This window comes from Salinibacterium sp. NSLL17 (assembly GCF_015864935.1).
Lineage (GTDB): Bacteria > Actinomycetota > Actinomycetes > Actinomycetales > Microbacteriaceae > Rhodoglobus.
This window is the reverse complement of record NZ_JADYWH010000002.1, coordinates 39,840-64,647: the sequence shown is the minus strand read 5'-3', so window position 1 is coordinate 64,647 and position 24,808 is coordinate 39,840. Positions and strand designations below refer to the sequence as shown.

At 61.8% G+C, this 24,808-nt stretch carries 24 protein-coding genes and 1 tRNA gene; 12 read left to right on the top strand and 13 right to left on the bottom strand.

What is annotated here, in order from left to right; all coding sequences use genetic code 11:
• Window positions 1–73: 73 nt before the first annotated feature.
• Genes I6E51_RS10000 through I6E51_RS09990 form a run of 3 tightly spaced genes read left to right on the top strand, consistent with a single transcriptional unit; the run spans window position 74 to window position 2,788 of the window.
• On the top strand, window positions 74–1,102 hold the full coding sequence (locus I6E51_RS10000) for a glycosyltransferase family 2 protein (RefSeq protein ID WP_197110233.1): 1,029 nt from the start codon (window positions 74–76) through the stop codon (window positions 1,100–1,102).
• A gap of 4 nt (window positions 1,103–1,106) precedes the next feature.
• Entirely contained in the window at window positions 1,107–1,925 is an 819-nt protein-coding gene (locus tag I6E51_RS09995) for a CDP-alcohol phosphatidyltransferase family protein (protein WP_197110232.1), read from the top strand.
• The gene (locus tag I6E51_RS09990; RefSeq protein WP_197110231.1) at window positions 1,922–2,788 is read left to right on the top strand and encodes a glycosyltransferase family 2 protein; all 867 of its coding nucleotides are present in this window, start codon (window positions 1,922–1,924) and stop codon (window positions 2,786–2,788) included. Before I6E51_RS09995 ends, I6E51_RS09990 begins: the two co-directional genes overlap by 4 nt.
• 68 nt (window positions 2,789–2,856) lie before the next feature.
• Here I6E51_RS09990 and I6E51_RS09985 read toward each other — a convergent pair whose 3' ends face one another.
• Window positions 2,857–4,791 (bottom strand): DEAD/DEAH box helicase, encoded by a 1,935-nt coding sequence (locus tag I6E51_RS09985; protein ID WP_197107294.1) that lies wholly within the window; start codon window positions 4,789–4,791, stop codon window positions 2,857–2,859.
• Between the two features lie 191 nt (window positions 4,792–4,982).
• On the opposite strand from I6E51_RS09985, the gene I6E51_RS09980 reads away from it, so the two are divergent.
• Window positions 4,983–6,275, top strand: a complete 1,293-nt coding sequence (locus I6E51_RS09980; protein WP_197110230.1) for a CDP-glycerol glycerophosphotransferase family protein — start codon at window positions 4,983–4,985, stop codon at window positions 6,273–6,275.
• A gap of 5 nt (window positions 6,276–6,280) precedes the next feature.
• Here the strand turns inward: I6E51_RS09980 and I6E51_RS09975 are convergent, their stop codons facing one another.
• The 4 genes from I6E51_RS09975 to I6E51_RS09960 all read right to left on the bottom strand — a co-directional run bounded on the left by I6E51_RS09975 (window position 6,281) and on the right by I6E51_RS09960 (window position 9,590).
• Window positions 6,281–7,123: a hypothetical protein gene (locus I6E51_RS09975; protein WP_231600019.1), complete on the bottom strand. Its 843-nt coding sequence runs from the start codon at window positions 7,121–7,123 to the stop codon at window positions 6,281–6,283.
• Window positions 7,124–7,210: 87 nt separating this feature from the next.
• Entirely contained in the window at window positions 7,211–7,951 is a 741-nt protein-coding gene (locus tag I6E51_RS09970; RefSeq protein WP_197107292.1) for an ABC transporter ATP-binding protein, read from the bottom strand.
• Window positions 7,951–8,751 carry an ABC transporter permease gene (locus I6E51_RS09965; RefSeq protein WP_307783908.1) on the bottom strand — a complete coding sequence of 267 codons (801 nt, stop codon included), beginning with the start codon at window positions 8,749–8,751 and terminating at the stop codon, window positions 7,951–7,953. The genes I6E51_RS09970 and I6E51_RS09965 overlap by 1 nt, the downstream gene beginning before the upstream one ends.
• A gap of 146 nt (window positions 8,752–8,897) precedes the next feature.
• Window positions 8,898–9,590, bottom strand: a complete 693-nt coding sequence (locus I6E51_RS09960) for an NTP transferase domain-containing protein (RefSeq protein WP_197107291.1) — start codon at window positions 9,588–9,590, stop codon at window positions 8,898–8,900.
• Between the two features lie 201 nt (window positions 9,591–9,791).
• On the opposite strand from I6E51_RS09960, the gene I6E51_RS14545 reads away from it, so the two are divergent.
• The 3 genes from I6E51_RS14545 (at window position 9,792) to I6E51_RS09945 (ending at window position 13,953) form a co-directional block, all read left to right on the top strand.
• The gene (locus tag I6E51_RS14545) at window positions 9,792–12,074 is read left to right on the top strand and encodes an ATP-binding cassette domain-containing protein (RefSeq protein ID WP_307783907.1); all 2,283 of its coding nucleotides are present in this window, start codon (window positions 9,792–9,794) and stop codon (window positions 12,072–12,074) included.
• A 53-nt stretch (window positions 12,075–12,127) separates the two neighbouring features.
• Entirely contained in the window at window positions 12,128–13,621 is a 1,494-nt protein-coding gene (locus tag I6E51_RS09950) for a hypothetical protein (protein WP_197107290.1), read from the top strand.
• Window positions 13,622–13,692: 71 nt separating this feature from the next.
• Entirely contained in the window at window positions 13,693–13,953 is a 261-nt protein-coding gene (locus tag I6E51_RS09945; protein WP_197107289.1) for a DUF3039 domain-containing protein, read from the top strand.
• 30 nt (window positions 13,954–13,983) lie between these two features.
• Here the strand turns inward: I6E51_RS09945 and I6E51_RS09940 are convergent, their stop codons facing one another.
• Window positions 13,984–15,276 carry a nicotinate phosphoribosyltransferase gene (locus tag I6E51_RS09940; RefSeq protein ID WP_307783906.1) on the bottom strand — a complete coding sequence of 431 codons (1,293 nt, stop codon included), beginning with the start codon at window positions 15,274–15,276 and terminating at the stop codon, window positions 13,984–13,986.
• A gap of 72 nt (window positions 15,277–15,348) precedes the next feature.
• Between I6E51_RS09940 and murI the strand changes: the two genes are divergently transcribed.
• The 4 genes from murI (at window position 15,349) to I6E51_RS14540 (ending at window position 18,270) form a co-directional block, all read left to right on the top strand.
• A complete protein-coding gene (murI, locus tag I6E51_RS09935) occupies window positions 15,349–16,185 on the top strand; it encodes a glutamate racemase (protein ID WP_197110229.1) in 837 nt (278 codons plus the stop codon).
• 83 nt (window positions 16,186–16,268) lie between these two features.
• Window positions 16,269–17,018, top strand: coding sequence for a ribonuclease PH (gene rph / locus I6E51_RS09930; RefSeq protein WP_197110228.1), 750 nt, complete (start codon window positions 16,269–16,271; stop codon window positions 17,016–17,018).
• 2 nt (window positions 17,019–17,020) lie between these two features.
• Window positions 17,021–17,650, top strand: coding sequence for an RdgB/HAM1 family non-canonical purine NTP pyrophosphatase (gene rdgB / locus I6E51_RS09925; RefSeq protein ID WP_197107286.1), 630 nt, complete (start codon window positions 17,021–17,023; stop codon window positions 17,648–17,650).
• Between the two features lie 74 nt (window positions 17,651–17,724).
• Window positions 17,725–18,270 (top strand): HEAT repeat domain-containing protein, encoded by a 546-nt coding sequence (locus tag I6E51_RS14540; RefSeq protein WP_197110227.1) that lies wholly within the window; start codon window positions 17,725–17,727, stop codon window positions 18,268–18,270.
• 11 nt (window positions 18,271–18,281) lie between these two features.
• Here the strand turns inward: I6E51_RS14540 and I6E51_RS09915 are convergent, their stop codons facing one another.
• Both I6E51_RS09915 and I6E51_RS09910 read right to left on the bottom strand, forming a co-directional pair.
• Window positions 18,282–19,019: a DedA family protein gene (locus tag I6E51_RS09915; RefSeq protein ID WP_197110226.1), complete on the bottom strand. Its 738-nt coding sequence runs from the start codon at window positions 19,017–19,019 to the stop codon at window positions 18,282–18,284.
• A 202-nt stretch (window positions 19,020–19,221) separates the two neighbouring features.
• Window positions 19,222–19,306, bottom strand: a tRNA-Leu gene (locus tag I6E51_RS09910).
• Between the two features lie 396 nt (window positions 19,307–19,702).
• Between I6E51_RS09910 and I6E51_RS09905 the strand changes: the two genes are divergently transcribed.
• Entirely contained in the window at window positions 19,703–20,515 is an 813-nt protein-coding gene (locus tag I6E51_RS09905) for a TauD/TfdA family dioxygenase (protein WP_197110225.1), read from the top strand.
• Between the two features lie 19 nt (window positions 20,516–20,534).
• On the opposite strand, the gene I6E51_RS09900 is transcribed toward I6E51_RS09905, so the two are convergent.
• The 5 genes from I6E51_RS09900 to I6E51_RS09880 form a co-directional block, all read right to left on the bottom strand.
• On the bottom strand, window positions 20,535–21,380 hold the full coding sequence (locus I6E51_RS09900) for a hypothetical protein (protein ID WP_197110224.1): 846 nt from the start codon (window positions 21,378–21,380) through the stop codon (window positions 20,535–20,537).
• A 91-nt stretch (window positions 21,381–21,471) separates the two neighbouring features.
• Complete coding sequence (locus tag I6E51_RS09895; RefSeq protein ID WP_197110223.1) at window positions 21,472–22,428, bottom strand: DUF2510 domain-containing protein; 957 nt, start codon at window positions 22,426–22,428, stop codon at window positions 21,472–21,474.
• 239 nt (window positions 22,429–22,667) lie between these two features.
• Window positions 22,668–23,069 (bottom strand): roadblock/LC7 domain-containing protein, encoded by a 402-nt coding sequence (locus I6E51_RS09890; RefSeq protein WP_197107278.1) that lies wholly within the window; start codon window positions 23,067–23,069, stop codon window positions 22,668–22,670.
• Complete coding sequence (locus tag I6E51_RS09885; protein ID WP_197107277.1) at window positions 23,066–23,656, bottom strand: ATP/GTP-binding protein; 591 nt, start codon at window positions 23,654–23,656, stop codon at window positions 23,066–23,068. The genes I6E51_RS09890 and I6E51_RS09885 overlap by 4 nt, the downstream gene beginning before the upstream one ends.
• Window positions 23,657–23,874: 218 nt before the next feature.
• Window positions 23,875–24,747 (bottom strand): EamA family transporter, encoded by an 873-nt coding sequence (locus tag I6E51_RS09880; protein ID WP_197110222.1) that lies wholly within the window; start codon window positions 24,745–24,747, stop codon window positions 23,875–23,877.
• Between the last annotated feature and the right edge of the window lie 61 nt (window positions 24,748–24,808).

The window sequence follows — 24,808 nt, the reverse complement described above, 5'->3', positions numbered from 1 at the left end:
CGTGTGTAACCGCGGCAATTCGCGCCCTACGCGATAAGCTCGACCGACAACCCGGCCCGACGTATTGGAACCCATGGCAAAGAAGGCTCAAGCCCTCACTGGTGTGTCGTACGTGATGCCCGTACTCAACGAAGTTGAACACATTGAGGCAGCCGTCGACAGCCTCACAGCGCAAGACTATGAGGGTCCCTTCGAGATCGTGCTCGCGCTGGGTCCGAGCATCGATGGCACCAATGCCGTCATCGACGAAATGGCACGGGTTGATCCGCGCATCCGTCACATCACCAACGAACTTGGTTCCACTCCCGGCGGGCTCAACGCTGCTATCCGCGCTTCCACGTATCCGATCGTGGTTCGTGTCGATGCGCACTCCGTGTTGCCGACCAACTACACCCGCGTCGCGGTTGACACTCTTGAACGCACCGGTGCCGACAACGTTGGCGGCATCATGAAAGCTCAAGGCCGCACGCCTTTCGAACGTGCTGTCGCTCACGCCTACGGGTCGCCTGAAGGTCTCGGTGGCACCCAGCATCACACGGGCGGCAAAGAGGGCCCAGCCGATACCGCTTACCTTGGCGTCTTCCAGCGTGAACGTCTCGTTGAGGTCGGACTCTTTGACGAAGATATTAAGCGCGGCCAAGACTGGGAGCTGAACCGCCGTTTGCGCGCTACCGGCGGCACCGTCTGGTTCACGCCCGAACTTGAAGTCGTCTACCGGCCGCGGTCCAACCTGCGCACCCTTATTCGACAGTTCGTTGCCACCGGCATTTGGCGCGGTGAGCTGGCTCGCCGCTTTGGAACGGCAAATTCGCTGCGCTATTTCGTGCCACCGTTGGCTGTTGTCGGCACCGTAGTCGGGCTCATTCTCGGAATTGTTGCGAGCAGCACCGGCACCGGCTGGCTGGCCGTCGCCTACGCTGCGCCCGCGATCTACGCACTCTTCGTCATTGCTGCGGCTGCTGTTGCCGCGGCGAAAGACGGGCTACGATCAGGTCTTTGGTATCTGATCGTGCTTCCCTGTATCCACTTTGGCTGGGGCAGCGGGTTCATTCTCGGATTCCTGAAACTCACCAAGAACATCACAGCGCATACGGGAAGGTAATACCGTGTCTCCTCACACACCACCGCAGCCCGCTACGCGCCCCGAAAGCATCGCCCAACTGCGCGAAGTAACGCAACCGCCAGAGGTGCGCCTGCGAGCCAATGCTGAACACTGGACGGCATCGCTCTACCTGCGCGACATTTCCCCCTACCTGACGTGGGTGCTCCTCAAGACGTCCATCAGCGCTAACGGTGTCACCGGGCTCATGATCCTCACCGGTTGGCTCACGGCCGCCGCGTTGCTTATCCCCGGCATGACCGGTGCTGCTCTCGCCCTCATCCTCGGCCAACTGCAGATGCTCGTTGACTGCAGCGATGGTGAAGTTGCTCGCTGGCGCAACACGCGTTCACCAGCAGGGGTGTTCCTCGACAAGGTCGGGCACTACAGCACAGAAGCGCTCATCCCGATTGCCCTCGGCGTCCGCGCCGCGGGCTGGCCGCTCGACTTCCCCGCCGACTTCGCGTGGACCACTGCCGGTTTCGCTCTTGCCCTCATCATCGTGCTGAACAAGGCGCTCAATGACATGGTGCACGTTGCTCGAGCCAACGCCGGCCTCGACAAACTCAGCGACCGCAAGGGTGAGGCGGTGCCGAGCCATAGCGTCGTGGCGAAACTCCGTCGCCTTGCTCGCTTCGTACCTTTCCATCGCCTGTACCACTCGGTTGAGCTCACGATGATCGCGTTCGCAACGGCCATCGTCGCACTCTTCGTGCCCGCACTTGCCGCAGAGCGCACTGTGCTGCTCATTCTGCTGCCGCTCGCACTTCTCGCACTCGCCGGTCACTTTGTGGCCATCATGGCGTCCAAGCGCGTTCGCTCATGACCCACCGCATCGGCGTTGTTTCCCTCAGTCAGGGAAAGCGCCCCGACGACCTCGCGCGCGGCCTTGCCTCGCTGCAGACGCAGCACGGCGTTGAACTCGACATCATCGTGGTCGGCAATGGCTGGAACCCCACCGGGCTTCCGGATGCCGTCCGCGGTCTTCACCTCGAGGCCAACCTGGGCATCCCCGCGGGCCGCAACCGCGGTGTCGAGCACGTGCAGGGTGACTGGATTTTCTTCCTCGACGACGACGCCAGCATCCCATCTCCGACGTTCCTCAGCGACGCTGTGGCGCTCATGCAGGCTGATCCGAGCATTGGACTGCTGCAGCCGCGCGTAGAGGATGCCGAGGGCAAAGAGAACCCACGCCGCTGGATCCCGCGCATTCGCAAGGGCGACCCGCGGCATCCGAGTGATGTGTTTTCTGTGTGGGAGGGCGCCGTGTTGATGCCGCGTCCGCTCTTCGACGAGATCGGTGGGTGGGGCGACCCCTACTTCTATGCCCACGAAGGCATAGAGCTCGCGTGGCGGGTATGGGGTGCCGGCAAACGCGCTTGGTACGCCGGCAACTTGGTGGCGAATCATCCGGCAATCGATCCGGCTCGTCACAGCTACTACTACCGCCTCAATGCCCGCAACCGCGTGTGGTTGGCCAAGCGCAACCTGCCGGTGCTGTTGGTGCCAATCTATGTTGCCAGCTGGACCGCAATTCAGGTCCTGCGTGCAGCGAAGAACCCGGTGGGCATGCGTGCCTGGTGGGGCGGCTGGTTTGCGGGCTGGCGAGAGAACCCGGGTGGTCGCCGAAGCATGGGCTGGGCGACCGTGGTGCGGATGGCGCGTGCCGGGCGCCCTCCAGTGATCTAGAGCGACCCTCTCGCGTTAACGCACGAACGGCGCCCTGCTTTCGCAGAACGCCGTTCGTCGGTGTGGAATTAGTACTTGGTACGAGGCTTGCGCGTCGGACGGTCTTCGTAGCGGTTGCCACTGTCACGCGATGTGTTGTCGCGACCGGCATCGTTCCGGGGCGCAGAATCGCGGTTGTTGTAGCCACGTGATTCTTCACGTTCGCGGTTAGCGCGAGCGCCACCCTCGAATGAGCGATCGCGGCTGGGGTACTTGCCGTCTCCGCCTCGCGCTCCGCCCCCGTTTGCCTTGCGGTCGGGAGCGATCTCGATCAGCTTGCCGCTGATGCGAGTGTCGCGCAGTCGCTCCAACACATCTTTCGACATGTCGGCGGGCAACTCGACGAGCGAGAAGTCCGGACGAATCTGAATGTGACCGAAGTCGTCGCGGCTGAGGCCACCCTCGTTGGCGAGAGCGCCAACGATCTGGCGGGGTTCAACGCGGTGACGCTTGCCGACCTCAATGCGGTAGGCAGCCATCGGCTTGGTCGAACGAGGGCGACGCTCGGGGCGGTCGCCACGATCTCCGCCCCGTTCTCCGCCACGCTCGGGGCGATCGGTGCGTGCCTTGCGGTCATCGCGCTCGATGAAGCGCTGGGCGCGTTCCTCTTCTGCCGACAGTAACAGGGGAGTCTCGCCCTGGGCTACAACGGCAAGAGCGGCAGCAACATCCGCCTCAGGAATATCGTGGTGCTCAACGTAGTGAGCAATGATGTCGCGGAAGGCCGAAATGCGAGGCTGCTGGTTGAGCGCTTCAGTGATGGCGTCATCGAAGCGAGTGAGTCGCGTGGAGTTGACGTCCTCAACCGAAGGAAGCTGCATCTGAGTGAGCGGCTGGCGTGTTGCCTTCTCGATGGCAGTCAGCAGTCGACGCTCGCGCGGAGTGACGAAGCTGATCGCCGAACCACTGCGACCGGCGCGACCTGTGCGACCAATGCGGTGCACGTACGACTCGGTGTCAACGGGGATGTCGAAGTTCACGACGTGGCTGATGCGGTCAACGTCGAGTCCACGAGCTGCAACGTCTGTTGCTACGAGGATGTCGAGCTTGCCCGACTTGAGCTGGTTGACGGTGCGCTCACGCTGGGCCTGAGCCACGTCACCGCTGATGGCGGCGGCCGAGTAACCACGGGCGCGCAGCTTCTCAGCCAAGTTTTCGGTTTCGCTCTTGGTACGAACGAAGACGATCATTCCTTCGAAGTTTTCGACTTCGAGGATGCGGGTGAGCGCATCGACCTTCTGCGGGTACGAGACAACGAGGTAACGCTGGCTCGTGTTTGCTGAGGTGGTGGTCTGCGACTTGACCGTAATTTCTTCGGCGTTGTTCAGGTACTTCTTGGAGATGCGGCGGATTTGCGCCGGCATCGTGGCCGAGAAGAGTGCAACCTGTTTGTCGTCAGGGGTGTCGGCGAGGATCGTCTCAACGTCTTCGGCGAAACCCATCTTGAGCATTTCGTCGGCCTCATCGAGAACGAGGTACTTGAGCTCGGAAAGGTCGAGCGTGCCCTTGGCGAGGTGGTCCATGATGCGGCCGGGAGTACCGACAACAACGTGAACACCGCGGCGCAGTGCCGACAGCTGAACGCCGTAGGCCTGCCCACCGTAAACGGGGAGCACGTGCACGCCGCGCATGTGAGTGGCGTACTTCTCGAATGCCTCACACACCTGCAACGCGAGTTCGCGGGTGGGGGAGAGCACGAGTGCCTGTGGCTTGCTCTGGGAAACGTCGAGGCGCGAGAGAATCGGCAGCGCGAACGCTGCAGTTTTTCCCGTGCCGGTCTGGGCGAGGCCGACTACGTCGCGCCCCTCCAGAAGAGTAGGAATAGTGGCTGCTTGGATAGCCGAAGGCGTCTCGTAGCCAATGTCGCGAACCGCTTTCAGTACCGCATCGCTGAGAGCGAGGTCGGAGAAAGTGATCGCGGTCTCGGTGGTATCAGACGGTGCGGTTGAATCAGAATCGGTCATTCTATCAATCGTACCTCTATAATCCCCAAAATCCTGCGGTTCCCAGCGGTCTCGCCGGGTAGGGGCCTCCGAGGGGAGGGCAGGTACTATCGAAAGCGCGGTCCAACTACCTGCCGCTGGATCAGCATCGGCTCGATAACGGAGCGGCGGGTGAGGTGTTCTATTGACCCTCCGATGATTTGATTGTGATCATGGCGCTACTGAAAGACTTCATAACCGCACGCAAGGTGGTGCGCTCTATGTTGCGTTCGCGCCGCAATCGGCGTCGAGTAGCGAACCTCATAGCCGAGCATCCGCTACCCGTTCCTGGTTCGGTGAGCATCGCGGTTTACTTCGCCGATACCAAGGTCAATCTTTACCAAATGCGCCAGTGGTATGCCCCGCTAGCCGAACTCTCTAAGAGCTTTCCGGTAGCGATCATTTCGCGGTCACCGAGTTCAGTGCTGGCGTTGTGGGATGAAGCGCCGGTACCAACCGTCTATTTGCGTCGAGTGTCGGAGCTTGAGCAGTTTGTGGCCGAGCAGCCGTTGAAGATCATCTTCTACGTCAACCAGAACGCGAAAAACTTCCAGATGTTCCGGTACGGCCACATGTGGCACGTTTTCATCAACCATGGTGAGAGCGACAAGATGTACATGACGACGAACCAGTTCAAGGCTTACGACTTCAGTCTTGTGGCCGGGGATGCCGCGCTCGATCGTTTGAGCTACAAGCTCTGGGATTTCGATGTCGCCAAGAAGGCAATCCCGATCGGGCGTCCGCAGGCCGACCATTTCGCCGGAGAATTGCCCTACGCTCCCGACGACCGCACCGTTGTGCTCTACGCCCCCACTTGGGAGGGCGACCGCGATGCTGCCGCCTACGGTTCCATCGCCAGCCACGGCGTCGCTTTGACGAACGCGGTTCTCGCGAGCGACAAGCACCGCCTGATCTATCGCCCGCACCCCCGCAGTGGTGTTGTCGACCCTGAATACAAGCGAGCCAACATCGCGATCATTGCTGCGATTGCCGAAGCGAACGAAACTGACCCATCAGTGCAGCACATCTACGACGACGGCAAAGAGATGGGCTGGCAGCTTGTTGCAGCGGATGTCGCCATCACTGACGTTTCGGCGATGGTCTATGACCGGCTCGCCACCGGCAAACCGCTCATCGTCACGCGTCCACTCTCGGAGCACGCTGACATCGATGAGGGTGGCTACCTTGGAGCGTGCGAGTGGTTACGCGCCGACCAGGCTGGCGACATCCTTTCGATCGCCCAGCGCGTGCAGTTCGACACTGAGGCGAAGGAACGCCTTGGTTATTGGGCTGAGCGTCACTTCGGTGACACGACTCCTGGCGCTGCGACTGCTCGCTTCCACGCAGCCATTGAAACGTTGATCGCCCTGTGGCATCGCCACGCCCAGTTGCACATTGGCGATCGACCGTCGAGCGAAGCGGATCCTTTCGAGGATGACGATGATGAGCCGACGTCTAACGAGTAGCTGATCTAGGGCTGGTCGTCGCTCTCGAGCTCGACCCATCCTTGGCGCTTGCGTCGCTGGGGCAATTGCGGCAATTTGGGCAGCGCCGGTAGCTTCTTGCGCTCGCCGCGCACTTTGGGCGTCTTGGGTGCTTTGGGCAGCGCAATTACGGGCTCAAGCCAGGATGGCAGGGTTGCCGGTGCTGGCCCGAAGCCTTGGCGGGCTGTGCGGATAATCTGACGGCCCAGAATGTTGTTTCCGCCACCGCCGATCACGGCGCCGATACCGAAGGGCATGAGACGACCCACGATGTTGGTGCCTTGGGCTGCAGCGTACCGTTTGAGGAAGGTGTGCTTGATGCGGTCAGCAATCGGACCCATGAGCGTGGTTGGCAGGCCCTTGGCGAGGGTTTCGCCCCAGTACGCCGAGCGCGCGGCGCCCGTGCCGCTTGCTTGAGCGGCCAGTTGTTTCACGAGGTCGCTGCCGGCGGTGCCGAGCACCATCGTCATAACGAGCGCGCGTGCGCGGTCGGGGTCATCAACGACGATGCCGTGCACTTCAGTGACCGATTGAGCAAAGAGCGCGCTGGCCTCAAGGAACCCGGCCGTCTCAACGCTCGAGAGCGCGAGCGAGGTTCCCGTGCCGACGGCGGGGATGGCGGCACTTGCGCCTACGAGGGCGCCACCGGTGGTGACGGCGGCCAGATAGCGGCGCTCCAGAACGGCAATAATCTCATCCGGAGTCGCGTGCGGCTTGCTGCGACGGATGCTGCGGATATGGGCCAACACGACGGGACGCTGCACGGTGAGTACTCGGTCGATTCCGCGCACCACCATGGGGTGTGAGGTGCTCACTTCGCTCTTAGCCATAGTTTTAACCGTACCGGAGGACTCTGACGGCACTCCGAGAGTTGGGCAGCCGTTGAGCAACCGTGACGTTGGTGCGTCGTTGGACGGTTAGGCGCCGTAGTCCTCGTTATAGCGCGCGAGCACATCGTTGATCGGCCCGTCGAGCACGAGCTCACCCTTGTCGAGGTAGAGGCCTCGCGTGCAGAAGCGGCGTAGGTCTCGTTCGTTGTGGGAGACGAAGAAGAGCGTGCGGCCGCCCTTCAAGAGTTCCTCGATGCGGCGGTAACACTTCTCGCGGAATGCCTTGTCGCCAACGGCGAGAACTTCATCCACCAAAATGATGGGTTCCTCGAGGCGCGAGATCACGGCGAAAGCAATGCGCACGCGCATCCCGCTCGAAAGATGCTTGTAGGGCGTATCGATAAAACGTTCGATTTCGGCGAACTCGATGATCTCGTCGAAGCGTTCGTTGATCTCGCGCTTGGTCATGCCGTGCAGGCCTGCCGTGAGGTACACGTTGTCGCGCACGCTCAAGTCGTCAACGAATCCACCCGTGATTTCGATGAGCGGGGCGACGCCCTCACCAACGTGCACGGTGCCTTCGTCGGCGAGCATGACTTCGGCCACGAGCTTGAGTAGCGTGGACTTGCCCTGACCGTTGCGGCCAACAACACCAATTGCTTCACCAGCGGTGACGTCGAAACTGACATTGCGCAGCGCCCAGAACTCGTCGGAGCGTGCGCGGCGCTTGCGGCCGGCAAAGAGGTCTTTGAAGCTGCGGCGTGAGCGGCGGTTGAGGCGGAACCGGATGCCGGCGTCGTCAACCCGAATGACGTAGTTGTCGCCCATTAGATCTCTTTCAGCACGGCACGCTCGGTGCGCGTGAAGACAAGGATTCCGACAGCGACGAGGATCAGGCTCATGAGAGCTCCAATGATCACGGCATACCAATCGAGTTGCTCAGGGAAGAACGCGGCACGATACAGCGAGAAAATTCCGGCGAGCGGATTGAACGCGGCGAGACCGTCAAGGCCAAGCTTTTCCAAATCGGGGATGCCGTAAATGATGGGGGAGGCATAAAACAGAAAGCGCAGCGCGAGCTTGGTTGCCCGCTCAAGGTCGCGGAAGAACACCACCAGTGGCGCCACAATCAGGCCAACGCCGATCGTGAGTACCGCCTGCAGGAGCACGCCAAGAACGAAGTAGATTGCTTCCCAGTGCAGCACGGCACCGCTCGCGATAGCGAAGAAGGCGAGCACCGGCAGGCTCGCGATGAACTCGATCCCCTTAGAGAGCACGAGCCGGGCAACCCAGATAGTGCGAGGGATTTTGGTGGACCGGATGAGCTTGGCCTCACGCAGGTAGGCACGCGTGGCATCCGATACTGCACCGTTGAACCACATCCAGGGCAGCAGAGCGCTGAGCAGGAACACGATGTAGGGCTGCTCGCCAACAGCCTTGTCGAAGACCTGAGTGAAAACGAACCAGTAAATGCCCGCCATGACCAGAGGGTCGAGAACGGACCACACGTAGCCGAGGGCTGAGGTGGAATACCGCACGCGGAGGTCGCGCATGGTGAGCAACCAGAGAGTGCGGCGGTATCGGGTGAGGGGAGACCATGCAGGTCGCTCCAGTGCTGTGTTCGCCACGCCCCTATAGTAAACGGGCAATTCGACAATCAGCCGCACTCATTCGCAGTCGTGTGAGCGATTCTTCACTTTAAGCAGTAATGCCCGCCTCGCACTGAGTGCGAAACGGGCAAAAGCTGGGAGGCTCACTTGAGCCAGATGTCTCGTTAGACGAAGAGGTTGGCGCGCTCGAGGTCTTCAGCGAAGTCCACCTCGATGGCGTACAGGTCAGAAATGTCGACGGGCTCGATGAGCAGGCGGTCTTCTTCGATGGCGAGCTCAATGCCGCGTTCGAAGTAGTCCTGGTCGCCGACCTTCTTGAGGTGACGCACGAGAGTTGCTTTGGCGTCACGCGAAATGTAGTTGATGCCAACGGCCTCGCCCAGTCCGCCCTTGACGGTCTTGGAGAGTTCCTTGATGTAGCCCTCAGCGTCGGTCGTGTACTTGACTTCTTCGTCAGAGACCTTCGCGGTGTTGACGCTGACGAAGGACTGGTCGCGAGCAACCATGGCCGCGGCACGCTCAAGAGCGGTCGGGTCGAAGACAACGTCGCCGTTCATCCAGAGAACTCCACCAGGAGCGGATGCCTGCAGTGCACGCATGAGGCTCTTGGAGGTGTTGGTCTGGTCATACTGCTCGTTGTAGACGAACGATGCCTCAGGGAATGCTTCGATGATGTGCTCAAGCTTGTAGCCGACAACGATCGTGACCTTGGCATTGTTGCCGAAAGCGTGACGGATGTTGTCGAACTGCTGCTGCATGATGGTGCGGCCATCGCTGAGCTCAGTAAGCGGCTTCGGCAACGAGCGGCCCAAACGGCTGCCCATTCCGGCAGCTAAAATTACGACCTGTGTAGTCATGGTGGTCTCCTCAGTAGTTCTGGGGCTCGGGTTCAAGGTTCATGATTTACCTACTGTTAACCCGAGATTGGAAAAAACGACACACCTTTGTGCGATAGTCAGGCTAACTGTGTCGGCCGAGAACTCCATAGATTTTGGAGGGTTGTTGCCTATTTGTGATGCAGGCTCATTCTCTGCGCATCTGATTGGTAGGTTTGGACAGTGGAAAACGCCCAAACACCCGACGAGGGCACGAAGTCTGTTGAAACGCCGGTAACGAAGCCCGCGAGCAGCACCCGGAAGCCGGCTACGGCCCGTGGTTCTCAAGCAAAATCGTCTACCGCTAAGCCAACAACTCCTGCTACTCGTAAGCCCGCCGCCAAGAAGCCCGCCGCTCGCAAGACGCCGGCCAGCACTACAAGTAGTGCTGCCGCAAACGTTGATGCGTCAAACGTAGATGCGTCAAATGTTGATGCGTCTGCCGGTGAGTCGCCGACCGCTCCGAAACCGTCGCCGACGACGGTGAAGAGCGCCGCGAGCAAGTCGACTGCCGCGAAGCCGACTCCAACCGCAACGAAGCGTGCTGCTGCGAAACCCGGCGCAGCCAAGTCGAGTGCCGCAAAGAGTGGTGCAGCGAAGCCAACTGCCGCGAAGCCCAGTGCCGCCAAGAGTGGTGCCGCCAAGAGTGGTGTCGCCAAGACTGGTGCCGCTAGCGCTGCCGCAACGACGAGCCAAGCGGCCCGGGGCTCGACGGCGCCTAAGCCGACGGCACCGAAACCCACCGCACCCAAGCCGACCGTGCCGAAGCCTGCTGCGTCGGAGACGGCTGCCCCCGACTCGGATGCTGTTGGAGCGGTCGACGTTGAGGCGCTCGTTGACGATCTTGTAATCGCTGAGAGCACCGAGGTCACGACGGATGCTGACAAGGCCGACGCGAGTGTCGTTGCCGATTCGCGCGCCCCGGGCGCCACCGCTGACGTTGCTGCAGAACCGGCAGCTGCGGATGACACCACTAGTGACGCGAAGAGCGACGCCGACGCGAAGGACGATTCTGACGCTGAGAGCGACTCTGACGCGAAGAGCGACTCTGACGCGGAGGACGACGCGGAGCCCGCGGCCGTAGAACCCGCAGAGAAGCCGGATGCCGTACTCGCGGGACTCGCACGCCTGCGTGCCCTTGCATCGCAGTTCGCTGCGCCCGCAGCGGAAGCGGCCGAGAAAAAGGCGCTCGCCGAGAAGGCTGCCGCTGACAAGGCCGCAGCTGAGAAGGCAGAAGACGACAAGCGTGAAGCCGAGCGGGTCGAAGCAGAGCGTGCCGAAGCCGAGAAGGCCGAAGCCGAGAAGGCTGAAACCGAACGTGTCGAGGCAGAGCGGGCCGCCGCTGACAAGGCTGAGGCTGAGGAAGCCGAAGCGCTGAAGGCCGATGGCGAGAACGCTGACGCTGAAACTACTGAAGACCAGAAGCTCGCTGACGCTGACGCTGAGCGCGCTGCCGAGTCCGAATCCGACTTCGTCGCCGACACAGCAGAGGCAGCGACCACGAGCGCCGCTGGCGACGACGCAGAACTTGAGTCCGAAACCGCGGTGGCGGCAACGATGGCTCCCGCGCCGGAACGCGCGGCAGCCGTCGAGGCGGAATCCACCGACGAAACCACAACAGAGCCTGAGCTAGAACCTGCGGCTGCGAGCGACGCCCTGGTTGCGGTCGACGCCGCTGTGGGCCACGGACTTGAAGCGACATCCAGCGACGTCGTATTGGAAGTCAGCGGATTGTCGAAGGGCTTCGGCGACACTGTCGCGGTTGATGACATTCGTTTGAGCGTGCGCGCGGGAGTGTTCTACGGAATTGTTGGCCCCAACGGCGCCGGTAAAACCACAACGCTCTCCATGATCACCGGTCTGCTGCGCCCCGACTCGGGAAGCGCCACTGTTAACGGAGTCGACGTCTGGGCATCACCAGAAGTCGCCAAGCGCTCCATCGGCGTACTGCCCGACCGCCTGCGCATCTTCGACCGCCTCACGGGTTCGCAACTGCTCTACTACTCGGGAGTGCTGCGCGGACTCGACGCCACCGAAGTGCGCAAGCGCTCCGCTGACCTCGCCACCGCTTTTGGCCTCGACGACGTCATGGGCCGCCTCGTGAGTGACTACTCGTCCGGGATGCTCAAGAAGGTCGCGCTCGCCGCAGCAATGATCCACTCGCCGCGCCTGCTCGTGCTCGACGAACCCTTCGAATCGGTTGACCCCGTTTCTGCAGCAACCGTCACCCGCATCCTCAAGCAGTATGTCGATGCCGGCGGCACCGTGCTGCTCTCCAGCCACCGCATGGAACTCGTTCAACGCGTCTGCAGCCATGTTGCCGTCATCGTCGAAGGACGACTGCTCGCCGACGGCACCATCGACGAAGTGCGCAATGGAATGTCGCTCGAAGACCGCTTCGTGCAGTTGACCGGCAAAAATTCCAGTGGGGGAGGGCTCGAGTGGTTGAGCAGTTTCTCCGACTGAGACTAACCATCCTGGCGAACGCGTTTCGCCGAGGACCGCTCGTAGCATCCGCCATGGGACTGGTGCTGATCTACAGCGCCGTCCTATTCGTGATGGCCATCCTCGCCGTTGCCGACCTGCGCAACACCACCCCCGAAGTTGCGGGAGCCACACTCGTCGTGTTCGGCTCCGCCGTTCTCCTCGGCTTTCTCGTCATGCCCCTCGGGTGGAACGCGGATGACGCACTCGACCCGCGCAGATTCTCCTACCTCCCCGTCACCCGCATCCGCCTCGCGCTGCTTCTGCTGCTCGCCGGTGCGGTCAGTATCCCCACGGTGATGCTGGCCGGGCTCGCCGTGGCGCAAGTCATCGCGTGGTCGGCAAGCCTCGCATCCGCCCTTATCGCTGTGCTGTCGGGAATCGTCGTATTCGTCACGGCCATTGTCGGAGCTCGACTCGCCAGCCTCATCGCGGCCCGCTACTTGAGCACCAGACGTTTGCGAGAAGGCTTCGGCATTGTCGCGATTGCTCTCGTGGTTGCCTCACTGCCCATCGCCGTCATGCTCGCTCTCGCCGACTACCAATCCCAAGTGTTGCCCGTGATTCGCCGGGTTGCCGCGGTGATGGAGTGGACGCCCCTCGGCGTCGCGTTTAGCGCGCCGGCCTCCGCAGCAGCCGGAGACAGCAGCGACGTTGTGGGCAAGCTCGCGATCGCGGTCGGCTTCCTGGCCGTTCTCGCAGCCTGCTGGTACTTCCTCTTGGGCTACGTGCTCTCTCGCCCTGAGCGCAGCGCCGTCGAAACGTACCGTTCGGGCCTCGGCTGGTTCCGCCTCATGCCGTCAACGCCACTGGGCGCCATCGCGGCACGAAGCCTCAGCTACTGGGCTCGGGACGCACGATATTTTGTTGCACTCGCCGCCATCCCCATCATCCCCATCGGAATGGTTGCCGCTCTTCTCGTCGGCGGCATCGGAGCCGACGTGATCGCGTGGATCCCCGTGCCCGTCATGTGCCTCTTCCTCGGCTGGAGTGCCCACAACGATGTTGCTCACGACAACACCGCACTCTGGACCCACGTCTCGGCCCACACCCGTGGCTCCGATGACCGGTGGGGGCGCATCGTGCCCAACTTGCTCGTGGGCATCCCGCTCGCCGTCGTCGGCAGCATCCTCACTGTTGTCATTGTCGGCAATGGAGAAGCGCTGCCTGGCCTCATCGGCCTCAGCCTCTGCTTGCTCTTCGCAGGACTCGGCGTTTCCAGCATCAGCTCCGCAGCATTCCCCTACGCGGCACCGCTGCCCGGCCACGGTGCGTTCATTCAGCCCCAAGCGCTCGTATCGAATGCGGCTACGGTGCAATCGTTTACCTTCGCGATCACCGTGCTGTTCGGATTGCCCGTGTTGGGCGTCGTCTTCTTCAACCCCTTCACCGACCTGCAACCACAGTGGGCAGCATTCATCGTGGGTGTAGCCCTCGGTCTTGTCGTGCTCCTCATCGGCGTGTACGGGGGCGGGCGAATCATGGTCCGCCGCGGCCCCGAACTGCTCGCACTCTCCTCACAGAACTGATCCAGCACATCCCAAGCCACCTTTGCGGAAGCAAAGACAACGGCTTACGGCGACGGAAGTAGAATCGATCCATGGCTGACACCGATAGCACTGGCGGCGGAACCGACACGCTCGACCGCGAACTCGAAGAACTGCTCAACCAAGAGCAGGTTGAAGAGGGCGACCACGAGCGCTTCTCGCACTACGCACCCAAAAACAAGATCATGGAATCGGCGCTCTCGGGCAAGCCGATTCGTGCCCTGTGCGGAAAACTCTGGACCCCAGGCCGCGACCCCGAAAAGTTTCCCATCTGCCCGACCTGCAAAGAGGTCTACGAAAAGATGAAGGGCTAACGCTCAAGCTTTTTCGCTCGGCACACAGCCCTAGCGGTAGACCGTGGGCAGTACAGGTTCTCCGCGCGACAACCGGAACGCGGTTTGCGGCAGTTCTGACATGGCCGTTTCGCAGTGATCGCGGGCAGCAAGCGTGCCGCCATCACCGACCCACTGGTGATCGGCAATGCCCGCGGTCATGAGCGGAACGTTGAGGTCTCGGCCCTCGACATCCGGGCGTCCTTCGGACTCTTGATAGATAAGTTCCATGGATGCGACGCCATTGTCGAGAGCGCGCACCGCCGCCTTGTGACCGCCAATGGTGGCCTTCGCCGTCGACTTCTTGGCGACGGATACCCATTCGCCCGCATCGTTGTGGTGTGCGACAAGTTTGTAGACCATGCCGGCGGCGGGAAAACCTGAACCGGTGACCACGGAAGTGCCCACGCCGAATGAGTCGACAGGGGCGGCGCGCAACGCTGCGATCGCGTGTTCGTCGAGGTCGTTCGTCACGGTGATGCGTGTTTTCGTTGCTCCCAGCGAGTCCAGTTGGGCTCGAACGGCAGCGACTTGAACGGCAAGGTCACCAGAGTCGATGCGCACAGCGCCCAATCCGGTTCCGGCGACCTTCACGGCCAGCTCGACCGCAGTCTCGACGTCGTACGTGTCGACCAGGAGGGTTGTCGAGGGGCCGAGGGCGTCGACCTGCGCTTGGAATGCTTCTTCTTCGGAGTCGTGCAGCAGCGTGAACGAGTGCGCTGCGGTTCCCATCGTGGGCACGCCCCAACTGCGCCCTGCCTCAAGGTTGCTCGTTGCGCTGAAGCCGGCGATGTAGGCGGCGCGAGCGGATGCCACGGCAGAGCGTTCTCCAGTGCGGCGTGATCCCATCTCTGCGATGGGTCGTCCGTCGGCGGCAGACACCATGCGCGCAGCAGCGGAGGCGACAGCGGAATCGTAGTTCAGCACGCTTAACGCGAGTGTCTCCAGCAGCACGGCTTCGGCGAAGGAGCCCTCAACGGTGAGCACGGGGGAGCCCGGGAAGTAAGCGTCACCCTCCCGGTAACCGCTGATATCGCCGGTGAAACGATAGTTGGCGAGCCAATCGATCGTGGTGGGGCTCACAATCGCGTTGCGCGAAAGGAACCCAAGCTCGTCGTCGCCGAAGCGGAACTGTTCGATGAGTTCGAGAAGGCGTCCGGTCCCGGCAACAACGCCGTAGCGGCGGCTGTCGGGTAGGCGGCGGGCAAACACTTCGAACACACACTGGCGTTCGTGGCGGCCACTGCCGATAGCGGCGTCGAGCATGGTCAGCTCGTATTGGTCTGTTAGCAGAGCGGTACTCACCCGACCAGAGTACGCGACAGTCCCTCAACGCTGTCGGGGAGTGTGCGGGCATCCACCACTACGATTGAAGACGTGACTGATGCACCTATTGGCGTTTTCGACTCTGGAGTCGGTGGCCTCACCGTAGCCCGAGCGATCATTGACCAGTTGCCGCACGAATCGATTCTGTATGTGGGCGACACTCTGCACTCGCCGTACGGCCCCAAGCCCATTGCCGATGTGCGTCGCTATTCGCTCGAAGTGATGGACCGCCTCGTTGACGATGGCGTGAAGTTGCTTGTGATCGCCTGCAATACGGCCTCTGCTGCAATGCTGCGGGATGCCCGCGAGCGATACACCGAGGCGTACGGCATCGAAGTGGTCGAAGTGATCCAGCCCGCGACGAGGGCGGCAGTGCGTCAGACCCGCAATGGTCGCGTCGGAGTGATCGGCACCGAGGGCACGATCAAGTCGCGGGCTTACGAGGATGCCTTTGCTGCAGCATCCGGCATCGAATTGTTCACGCAGGCCTGCCCCCGTTTCGTCGAGTTCGTAGAAGCCGGCATCACAACCGGGCCAGAAGTTCTTGCTGTTGCCGAAGAGTATTTGGCGCCGCTCAAGGCTGCCGAGATCGACACTCTCGTGCTCGGCTGCACGCACTACCCACACATTTCGGCGGCGATTCAGTATGTGATGGGGCGGGATGTCACACTCGTCTCGAGTGCGGAAGAAACCGCCTACGACGTGTACAGCACTCTCGTCGCTCACAACTTGCTGCGCGAATCCACGGCACCCGCTCGTCATGCCTTCGAAGCGACAGGCCCAGACAAACAGGGCTTCACCAGTCTGGCCTCCCGTTTCATGGGACCAAACATTGTGAGCGTCGAGACTTTTGAGACCGGTGCGATCAGCCTGCCACCGCTTTCCTAGCGAGCACCCACCGCTTACGACCACCAGACTTCACCGATAGACCGATAGACCGATAGACCGATAGACCGATAGAGAGTAGAAACATGACCCGTCACGATGGCCGCGAAAACAACGAACTGCGCGAAGTAACAATTGAGCGCGGGTGGAGCGACCAGGCTGAAGGCTCCGCACTGATCTCGTTCGGTAAGACCAAGGTGCTGTGCACGGCATCCTTCACCAACGGTGTTCCGCGCTGGATGGCCGGCAAGGGCAAAGGCTGGGTCACGGCCGAGTACTCGATGCTTCCCCGCAGCACGAATAGCCGTATGGATCGCGAAGCCGTCAAGGGCAAGGTCGGCGGTCGCACCCACGAGATCTCGCGCCTCATCGGTCGCAGCCTGCGCGCTGTTGTCGACATGAAGGCCCTCGGCGAGAACACCATCGTGATCGACTGCGACGTTCTGCAGGCCGACGGTGGAACCCGTACGGCAGCGATCACGGGCGCGTATGTCGCTCTCGCCGACGCCATTGAATGGGGCCGCGAGAAGAAGTTCATCGGCAAGAACTCGAAGGCGCTCTTCGATTCGCTCGCCGCCGTCAGCGTCGGAATCATCGATGGTGAGCCGATGCTCGACCTCGCCTACGTTGAAGACGTGCGCGCCGAGACCGACATGAACGTTGTCGTCACCGGTCGCGGACTGTTCGTTGAGGTTCAGGGCACCGCCGAAGGCGCACCCTTCGACCGTAACGAACTCGACTCGCTGCTCGACCTCGCTCTCGCGGGCGGCACGCAGCTCACCGCGATTCAAGCTGCCACTCTCGGCCAGAGCAGCACCACCCTCACAGGCGCGTAGTCGTGCGCATCGTTCTCGCCACCCACAACGCTCACAAAGTTGCTGAGCTGCGCCGCATCCTTGGCCCAGCGCTCGACGGCCTCGAGCTCGTCGCCTACGACGGCCCTGAGCCGGTTGAAGACGGCGACACGTTCCAAGCCAACGCGCTGATCAAAGCGCGGGCCGCCGCTGCCCACACCGGGCTGCCGGCGCTCGCAGACGATTCCGGAATCTGTGTTGATGCGCTGGGCGGTGCCCCCGGCATCCACTCGGCTCGGTATGCGGGAACCCGCAACGACGTCGACAACCTTGAACTTCTGTTGGCCAACATGGTTGGCACGGATGACCGCGCCGCCCAGTTCGCGTGTGCGGCAGCGTTCGTGGTGCCGGCCGGTGTTGCTGGCACAGCCGACGCTGCTGGTGCCTCCACAGCAGAGGCTCACGAGTTCGTGGAGCTCGCACTCTGGCCGGGCACTGTCGCAACCGAGCGGAGCGGAACTGAAGGGTTCGGCTACGACCCGATTTTCTGTCCGGATGGCCAGCCGGGAACATCCGCCGACCTCACCTCTGACCAGAAGGATGCGCTCAGTCACCGTGCTCAGGCATTCGCCGCGATCATGCCGATCGTGCGCACTCAACTGCTTGGCAACTAGTCGTCGCCTGCCGATCGTCGGCGAGTATGTGCGCTGCGGTCTCGGCGTCGAGCGCAACAACGTAGGGTTGAGGCGTGTCTGAACATGATGATCCCCACGCAGTAGATCTTGAACTCCCCATCGCAGCCCGCATTGCGGCCGCGAGCGAACGCCATGGCGAAGCCGTCATTGTCGAACGTGCCGTCTCTCTTATTGAGGGCAACAACGAGGGCAAAGAGTTCCTGCTGATTGTCGGCGGTGAGCATGCTCAGGGCATCCTCGACGGCGCTCCGGTGCTCTACTGGCCTGAGCTGTGGGGAACGCGCGCGCTACTGCACGCCTGGAACGACAGTGCTGCGGATGCCGTACGCGCCGCTCTCAGTAACCAAGCGTGGCGTGTGCGCGAGATGGCGACGCGTGTTGTTGCTACTCGTCGACTCGACGCTCGCGAGCAGCTTGTGGCGCTCCTGACGGACGACACTGCCCGCGTTCGCGCGTCGGCAGCTCGCGCCCTCGGGACGGTCGGTTCGCTCGATGTCGTTGAGACGATCTCCGAGCTCGTAAAAGACGAAGACATTGAGGTCCGTCGCGCTGCTCAGCAGGCCGTGACCGCCATCCGTAAGCGTTCGCCTCAGGAATAGCGGCTTCTGGCCTAGTCGTCGAAGTCTTGGTTGAAGTCTTTCGGGTGCAGGGCTAGCTTTTCTGCTTCGGCATCGTCGAGAGGCTCGGCGCGGCCAGTTTCGCGCGCCTTTTTCGCTTTGTAGGACGAGCGGAAGTAGTGGTACGCCGTCGGTAGCACGGTGAGGGTCACAGCGGCGAGCAGGATCAAGTCGATGTACTCGACGATGAAATCGCTAAGCCAGGGAATGTAGCCGAGCAAGTAGCCGCCGAAGGTGAGCCCAGAGCCCCAGATGAGGGCGCCAATCGCGTTGTAGAGCGAGTACTTGCGGTAGTCCATGTGGCCAACGCCCGCCGCGACCGGTGCGAAAGTGCGCACGATCGGCACGAAGCGCGCCATGATGACGGCGAGACCGCCGAAGCGGGTGAAGAAGGCATTGGTGCGTTTGACATTTTCGACGCTAAAGAGACCTGTCTCTTTGCGTTCAAAGATCTTGGGGCCCACTTTGTGCCCAATGAGATAACCGACCTCACCGCCGAGGAAGGCGGCAAGGCTTATAGCCAAACAGACCCACCAAATGTCATATTCGATGACGCCGGCAAAGGTGAGAACGCCGGTGATGAGAAGCAGAGTATCGCCAGGAAGAAAGAATCCGACGAGGAGCCCGGTCTCGGCAAAGACGATGAAGGCAACGCCCAGCAGCGCGAAGGCCCCAAAACCGGTGATCAGGTTTTGGGGATCGAGCCAAGGGATAAGGGCGGTGCCTACCAAGGGGGTTCTCCAGAATCGTCGGCTAGGTGCGCGTAGTCGGCGACGTTAGCTATGTACGTCACAGAGTAACGCGTGCTAGCGAGGGTTCGCTGTGGGGGATACCCCCGTATCACCGGTTACGGTGACGCGCGCGAGCTTTGCTTCCCGGCTGTGTGCACTACCGTTCAACACCGCTGTGCTCGCGGTCGCGATGCGATCTATGTGGTGCGGAAGGCGGGACTTGAACCCGCACGCTCGAAAGCACAGGAACCTAAATCCTGCGTGTATACCAATTTCACCACTCCCGCTGGCCGGTTTATCTTATCGCGACTGGAGCGGTTGTGTTTGCGCCTATGGGATTGCTTCAACTTTGCTGTGCACGGCCCCGTCGGCCCCGCCATCCTCGTGTTTTTGGAGGTGGAGGGTGTAATTTATGAAGTGTCTTCCCTATGGAGACGATGTCCGCGATTGCGCCTTCCAAGAGCCCTGTGAGCCACAGCTAGCGCATCGCACGAAGCAAGGAGAGCGACATTACCGTTCACGAGCTCCAATCGAGCCTGTTCACCCTCGACTCGGCCACTGCCGAAGCGATCCGTACCGCTGCCGAGCGCATTACTGCGCACCCTAATGAGAACCCGGATGACTTCGGTCGCCAAGCTCTCGCTGCAGCGTTCAGTTTGCCTGAAGAGGTCCGTGCGGCTGTTTTGAATTTTGCTGAGGTCGGCTCCGAAGCCGGCATCATGGTTGTGCGTGGCCTGTATGTCGACGAAGACCTTACAGATACTCCGCTCGACAACAAGAGCGGCCTGGGCGCCGCCACCATCTTCGCGAAAGAAATGGGCATGCTTGCTCACCTCCTCGGCAGCATGGTTGCCTACGAGGCTGAGGGCAACGGCCACCTCATTCAAGACATGGTCCCCAACCCGAAGCTTGCTGTAACTCAGCAGTCGCAGGGCTCGAAGGTCGAGCTCGAAGCTCACACCGAGCAGTGCTTCTCTGACTTCAAGCCTGACTACGTGATCCTCGGTGCCCTTCGCGGTGACGAGAACGCCAAGACGTATGCATTCTCGGGTCGCAAGCTTGTTGCCCAGATGACTCCTGAAGAGGTTGCCAAGCTGCGCCAGCCGCTGTGGGCAACCACGATCGACGAGTCGTTCCAGCCATACATTCCTCGCCCGGATGCCGTTCGTGGTCCGTTCCCGATCATCACCGGTCCAGAAGATGACCCGTACATCCTCGTTGACCAAGACCTCATGCACGGCATCACCGCTGAAGCTCAGCGTCTGCTCGGCAAGGTCGTCGAGACCTACATTGAGCACCGCGACGCCCACGTGCTGCAGCCGGGCGACCTGCTGATGCTCGACAACCTGCGCGCCATGCACGGTCGTTCGATGTATGCCCCTCGCTTCGATGGCAAGGACCGCTTCATTGCGCGTGGCTTCGTCGTGCGCGACCGTCGCAAGCTCTGGCCACAGCTGCTCGAAGACCGCCGCACCCTCGCTGCGGTTCACAGCTAAGAGGCTCAGCGCAAGCTAGCTAGTTCGTAACGACGCGGGTCGTCTGCTCCGGCAGGCGGCCCGCGTTTGTGCGTTTTGGGGTGATGGCGAGGAAGAGCGCGGCAACGGCGAGCAGCTGCCCGAGAATGCTGAGCAGCATGCCGGGGCTCGCGGCATCACCGCCACTGACGAAGAAGGTATCGGCCAGCCCCATGCCCATCGAGAAGCCGGCGAACCAGTGGAAGAAGATCGCAACGCTCAGAATTACGCAACTAAGGATGAGCATCCCGCGCACGGTGATGATATTCGCGAAAGTGGGCAACGCCGTGAGGCCCGCGAAAGCGAGTGCGACGAGGGGCCAGAAAATGGCCCAAATCCAAGGGAACGGGTCGGGCCCGAGTTCTCCCGCCGCGGTCATGGCTGCGTAGATCTCGTCAAGCGTGAGCCCGGGAGCTTTGGTCAGCGGATTCCAGATAAAGATATTCAGTATTCCGATCGTGACTACGGCCATCATCGCCACGACGGTACCGGTGCTGATCAACAATCGCGTGCGACGTGAGAGCGGCGCGGTCGCCGGCGGATCGAGAGTGTAGCGGCGGTCGCCGGCCGTCACTGCGGTGGTCTCTCGCGCAGGCTCTGAACGAGCGCTCCATCCGGCTTTGATCGCGAACCCCGTCATGACCACGGCGAAGGCGAGCAGCACGATCGCAAAAACTCCGACCGCGGCGCCAACGACGGTGACTAAGACGGGAAACTCTGCCGGAGCTGTGCCGACTGCGCCGTAGGCGCCGAAGAAGAACTGGTTGGCGCCCAGAAGTCCAGCGCTGAGATAGGCGGCGGTAGCCCACCGCGCGAAATGGGACGCGGGCGACGAAAACGGAGTCATGCCGACACTCTAAGCCAGCGGCATCCGAAATCAAGGATTATTCAGTCGAGGGGTGAGCCGGGCAATATGCCCACCCTCTCGGCTGAGATCGTTAGCGCTTGTGGCGTCCGCGGAGTCGTGCGAAGAGGCCCTGAGGTGCCGGCGCTGGTGCCGGAGTGTCAGTTTCGTCTTCGCTGGCACCGGGAAGGATGCGCAGGATGTTCATGAGGCTCAGCGCCGCAAGGAGTGCGTGTGCTGCAGTGGGCAACGTCTCGGCAATCGCCGAAAGTTCCTTCGCCGACAGCGGTGCATGGCTCAGGATCGAGGTCATGCGCAGCTGGTCAGCATCGTGCGGAAGGTTGGTGATATTCGGCCAGCGACGCAGACGGTAGCGGGCACCATCGACGAGCCACGGTGCGGGAGTGTGAGCGTAACCGGTGTTGCCGATCATCCACAGCAGCGGGTTGAGGTCAAAGCCGGCACCCGTGGGCATAATCACTTCTTCGCGGATGTGGCTACGCACGTTGATGCTGACCGGGTGCGTCGGGAAGTCGGTGATTTCAGCTTTCCACCAGTAGGCGCGCTCGTTCACATCGATGACGAGCATTGGGAAGCTGGATGAGGTGATCGCCAAAACGGTTGGTTGCGCGCTGCTCGAGGCGATCTTGATTGCTTCAGCAACCTGCGCCCACTCTGAAACGAGAATCGACGGATCGAAGTCGTCATTCGAGGGCTCGCCCATGAAGCCGACAGTCGGGTCGCCGGCGGTAGCCGAGTCAACGGCCTGCTCGGGCATGGGGGCTTCGAGCTGGCGGAGCGTGCTCGCCAAGGTCGGCTCCGGTGTCGTTTCGCGGCCGATCGGCGTCGTCGCGGTGGCGGGCTGGACGTGATCGTCGAGCTCGTCGTCGGTGGGGTCGGCAAAGTCGACATCGACCAGCTGGTGCACGAGCGGTGCGCGTGCTCCAGAGATCTGGTCAGTCCAGGTGTGGTTATCCCACCAGCGCAGCTGGGGGAGGCCAAGCGGGTCGGGGTACCAGCCGGCGGGGATGTTGGTTGCGTATGTAGTCATCTTCACGCCTCCTGCGTGAATTGGTGTGCGGTGCCGAGGGTGCATCGCGGTGGTGCTTCGGGTAAAAATCCTCGAGTCAGAATGTGATCTGCGGGTTAGACAAGTGATCGCGTTCTGTTCGTAGTTCCTGGTCCTACTGCGGGTGTTTCGGGTCGTGCATGCTCAGGTACTGCTTGTGTTGCTTGCGGGTTAGTGCGGGTTACGCGGGTAGTTCGGGGCCAGCGGGTTTTCGGTTTGTACTACTTCGCCATCAGGAGGGTTGTGAGCCTTCGCGCGGTTCGGCGCGCAGCGGTCAACGACCCGCCAATGGTTTCTCGATCGGTGAAAAGTGCGGCGAGTACCAGCGGGTGGCCTTGGACTCGTACTTGTACGACGTGGCCTTGTTCAGCCGCGACGATCACAAACTCGTTGTCTCCGAGCTGCAATTCTCTAGCGACAGCGTCGGCGAGGGCCTGAGTGGAACTGGCCATGCTCGCGAATCGATTGCTGTCAAATTCTTTACCGGCTACCGAAACGACGCTGAATCCGTCTTCTGTCAGAAGGGATGCGTAGCGAAGCGACGGTGCTAGGTCGCGAAGTCCGCCCAAGGCGAGTTCGCCTCGGACGATGTACTTGGAGTCGAGGTGGGGCGCGAGAGTCATCGTGCCCTCCGTCCACCGGAACCGACGCCGACACCGATACTGTCGGCGACGGCTTGCTTGAGCTCGATGTTGGCGATGAGGGTCATGAGGAGCGTCATCATCTCTTCCTGGGAACGAGCATCCACGGTAAGCACCGGGATCATCACGTCAGGCATTTCATCGGCAAGAGCGTTGGCGTATTCCTCTATCAGCGCGCGGGGCACGAGGTCGGCCCGTGTGAGGCCGATGACGATTCCGCCGCGCTCGTAGAGAGCGAAAAATTCTTTGACGTATTCGATGGCGGTCTCGACAGGGTTGTCGGCATCCGCATTCACCAGCAGCAGTACGCCCTCGGCTCGTTCGGCGAGAATCGTCCACATGAAGTCGAATCGACGTTGACCGGGAACGCCATACAGGCGAACTTTCTCGGCCTCGTTGATGCCGATTTCGCCGTAGTCGAGAGCCACCGTGGTGGTGGGTTTGTCGGCAACGCTTCGGTCGCTATTTGCGGCCTCCGTGCTGACGACATCGATCTCGCTGAGGGCGCGAATAGCGGAGGTCTTGCCGGCGCCCATTGGCCCGGCAAACAGGATTACGTGCTCTGCCATCTGATCCCTCCCCCAGGAGTTCGTTCTACGGTTCTTTCTCACTGAAGCATGCAAGCCCCCGAAGCGGGGTAGTAGACCCCCGTTTGGGTGTCGTTAACAATTGCCCCCATAAATGCTGACCAGAACGTTCTGTCTGTCCCCTCAAGACGTGCCGTGTTCTCGGGGAAGTCGGACGATTTTCTAGACCAATTCGGCGCTGGTCTCGACCGCGGCAGGGGTCATCGCGAGGGGATTGGGGCGGGTGTGCGTGCGGGAATTTGTGCCCCGACAATTGCCGCAAGAGCCAGCCCAAACCCGAGCAATTGGGGTGCGCTAAAACGTTCGCCAAGGAGGAGTGCGCCGAGCGTGGCTGCAGTGAGGGGGGAGAGCAAACCGAGCACGGCGAGCGATGAAATCGGCACGATTCGAACGCCTCGAAACCAGAGTGTGTAGGCAACGATGCCGCCGACGATCCCTAGCCACGCATAGCCGGCGATAGCGGGCCCGCTGAGCGTTGCCGGAATGCCCTCTGCGAGCAGTGTGATGGGGAGGAGAAAGAGCCCGCCGGCGGTGAGAAGCCAGCCGGCATAGCTGAGTGCCGATACCTCGGGTGGTTTTCCCCAGTGCTTTGAGAGAAGCACTCCGAGCGCCATGGATGCCGTGCCGGCGAGCCCGGCGATGAGGCCGAGGGTGTCGAGTTGGGCACTCGCCCGCAACACAACGAGGGCAACGCCGAGGGCGCCGATGATGCCCCAGATCACGAGTCGCCAGGGAGCGCTTTGGCGAAAGGCTACGACGATGAGCACGGCAACGATGAGGGGCTGGGCGGCGCCAAGGGTGGCGGCGACTCCGCCGGGGAGGCGGTAAGCAGCGATGAAAAGCAGGGGAAAGAAGGCGCCGATGTTGAGCACGCCGAGCACGAGGGATTTCCACCACCAGGCGCCGTGGGGCAGCTGACGGGCGATGGCGAGGGCGATCAGGCCGGCGGGCAGCGCGCGCACGAGGGAGGCGAAGAGGGGGTGCCCGGTCGGCAGCAGCTCGGTGGTGACGATGTAGGTGGTGCCCCACGCGATGGGCGCAATGGCGGTGATGAGAGTGTCGCGCAGCCGCATGAGAACTCCTTAGCATTGAATAGTTGAACGTTAAACAATCTAGCGGGGTTATGCTGGATCC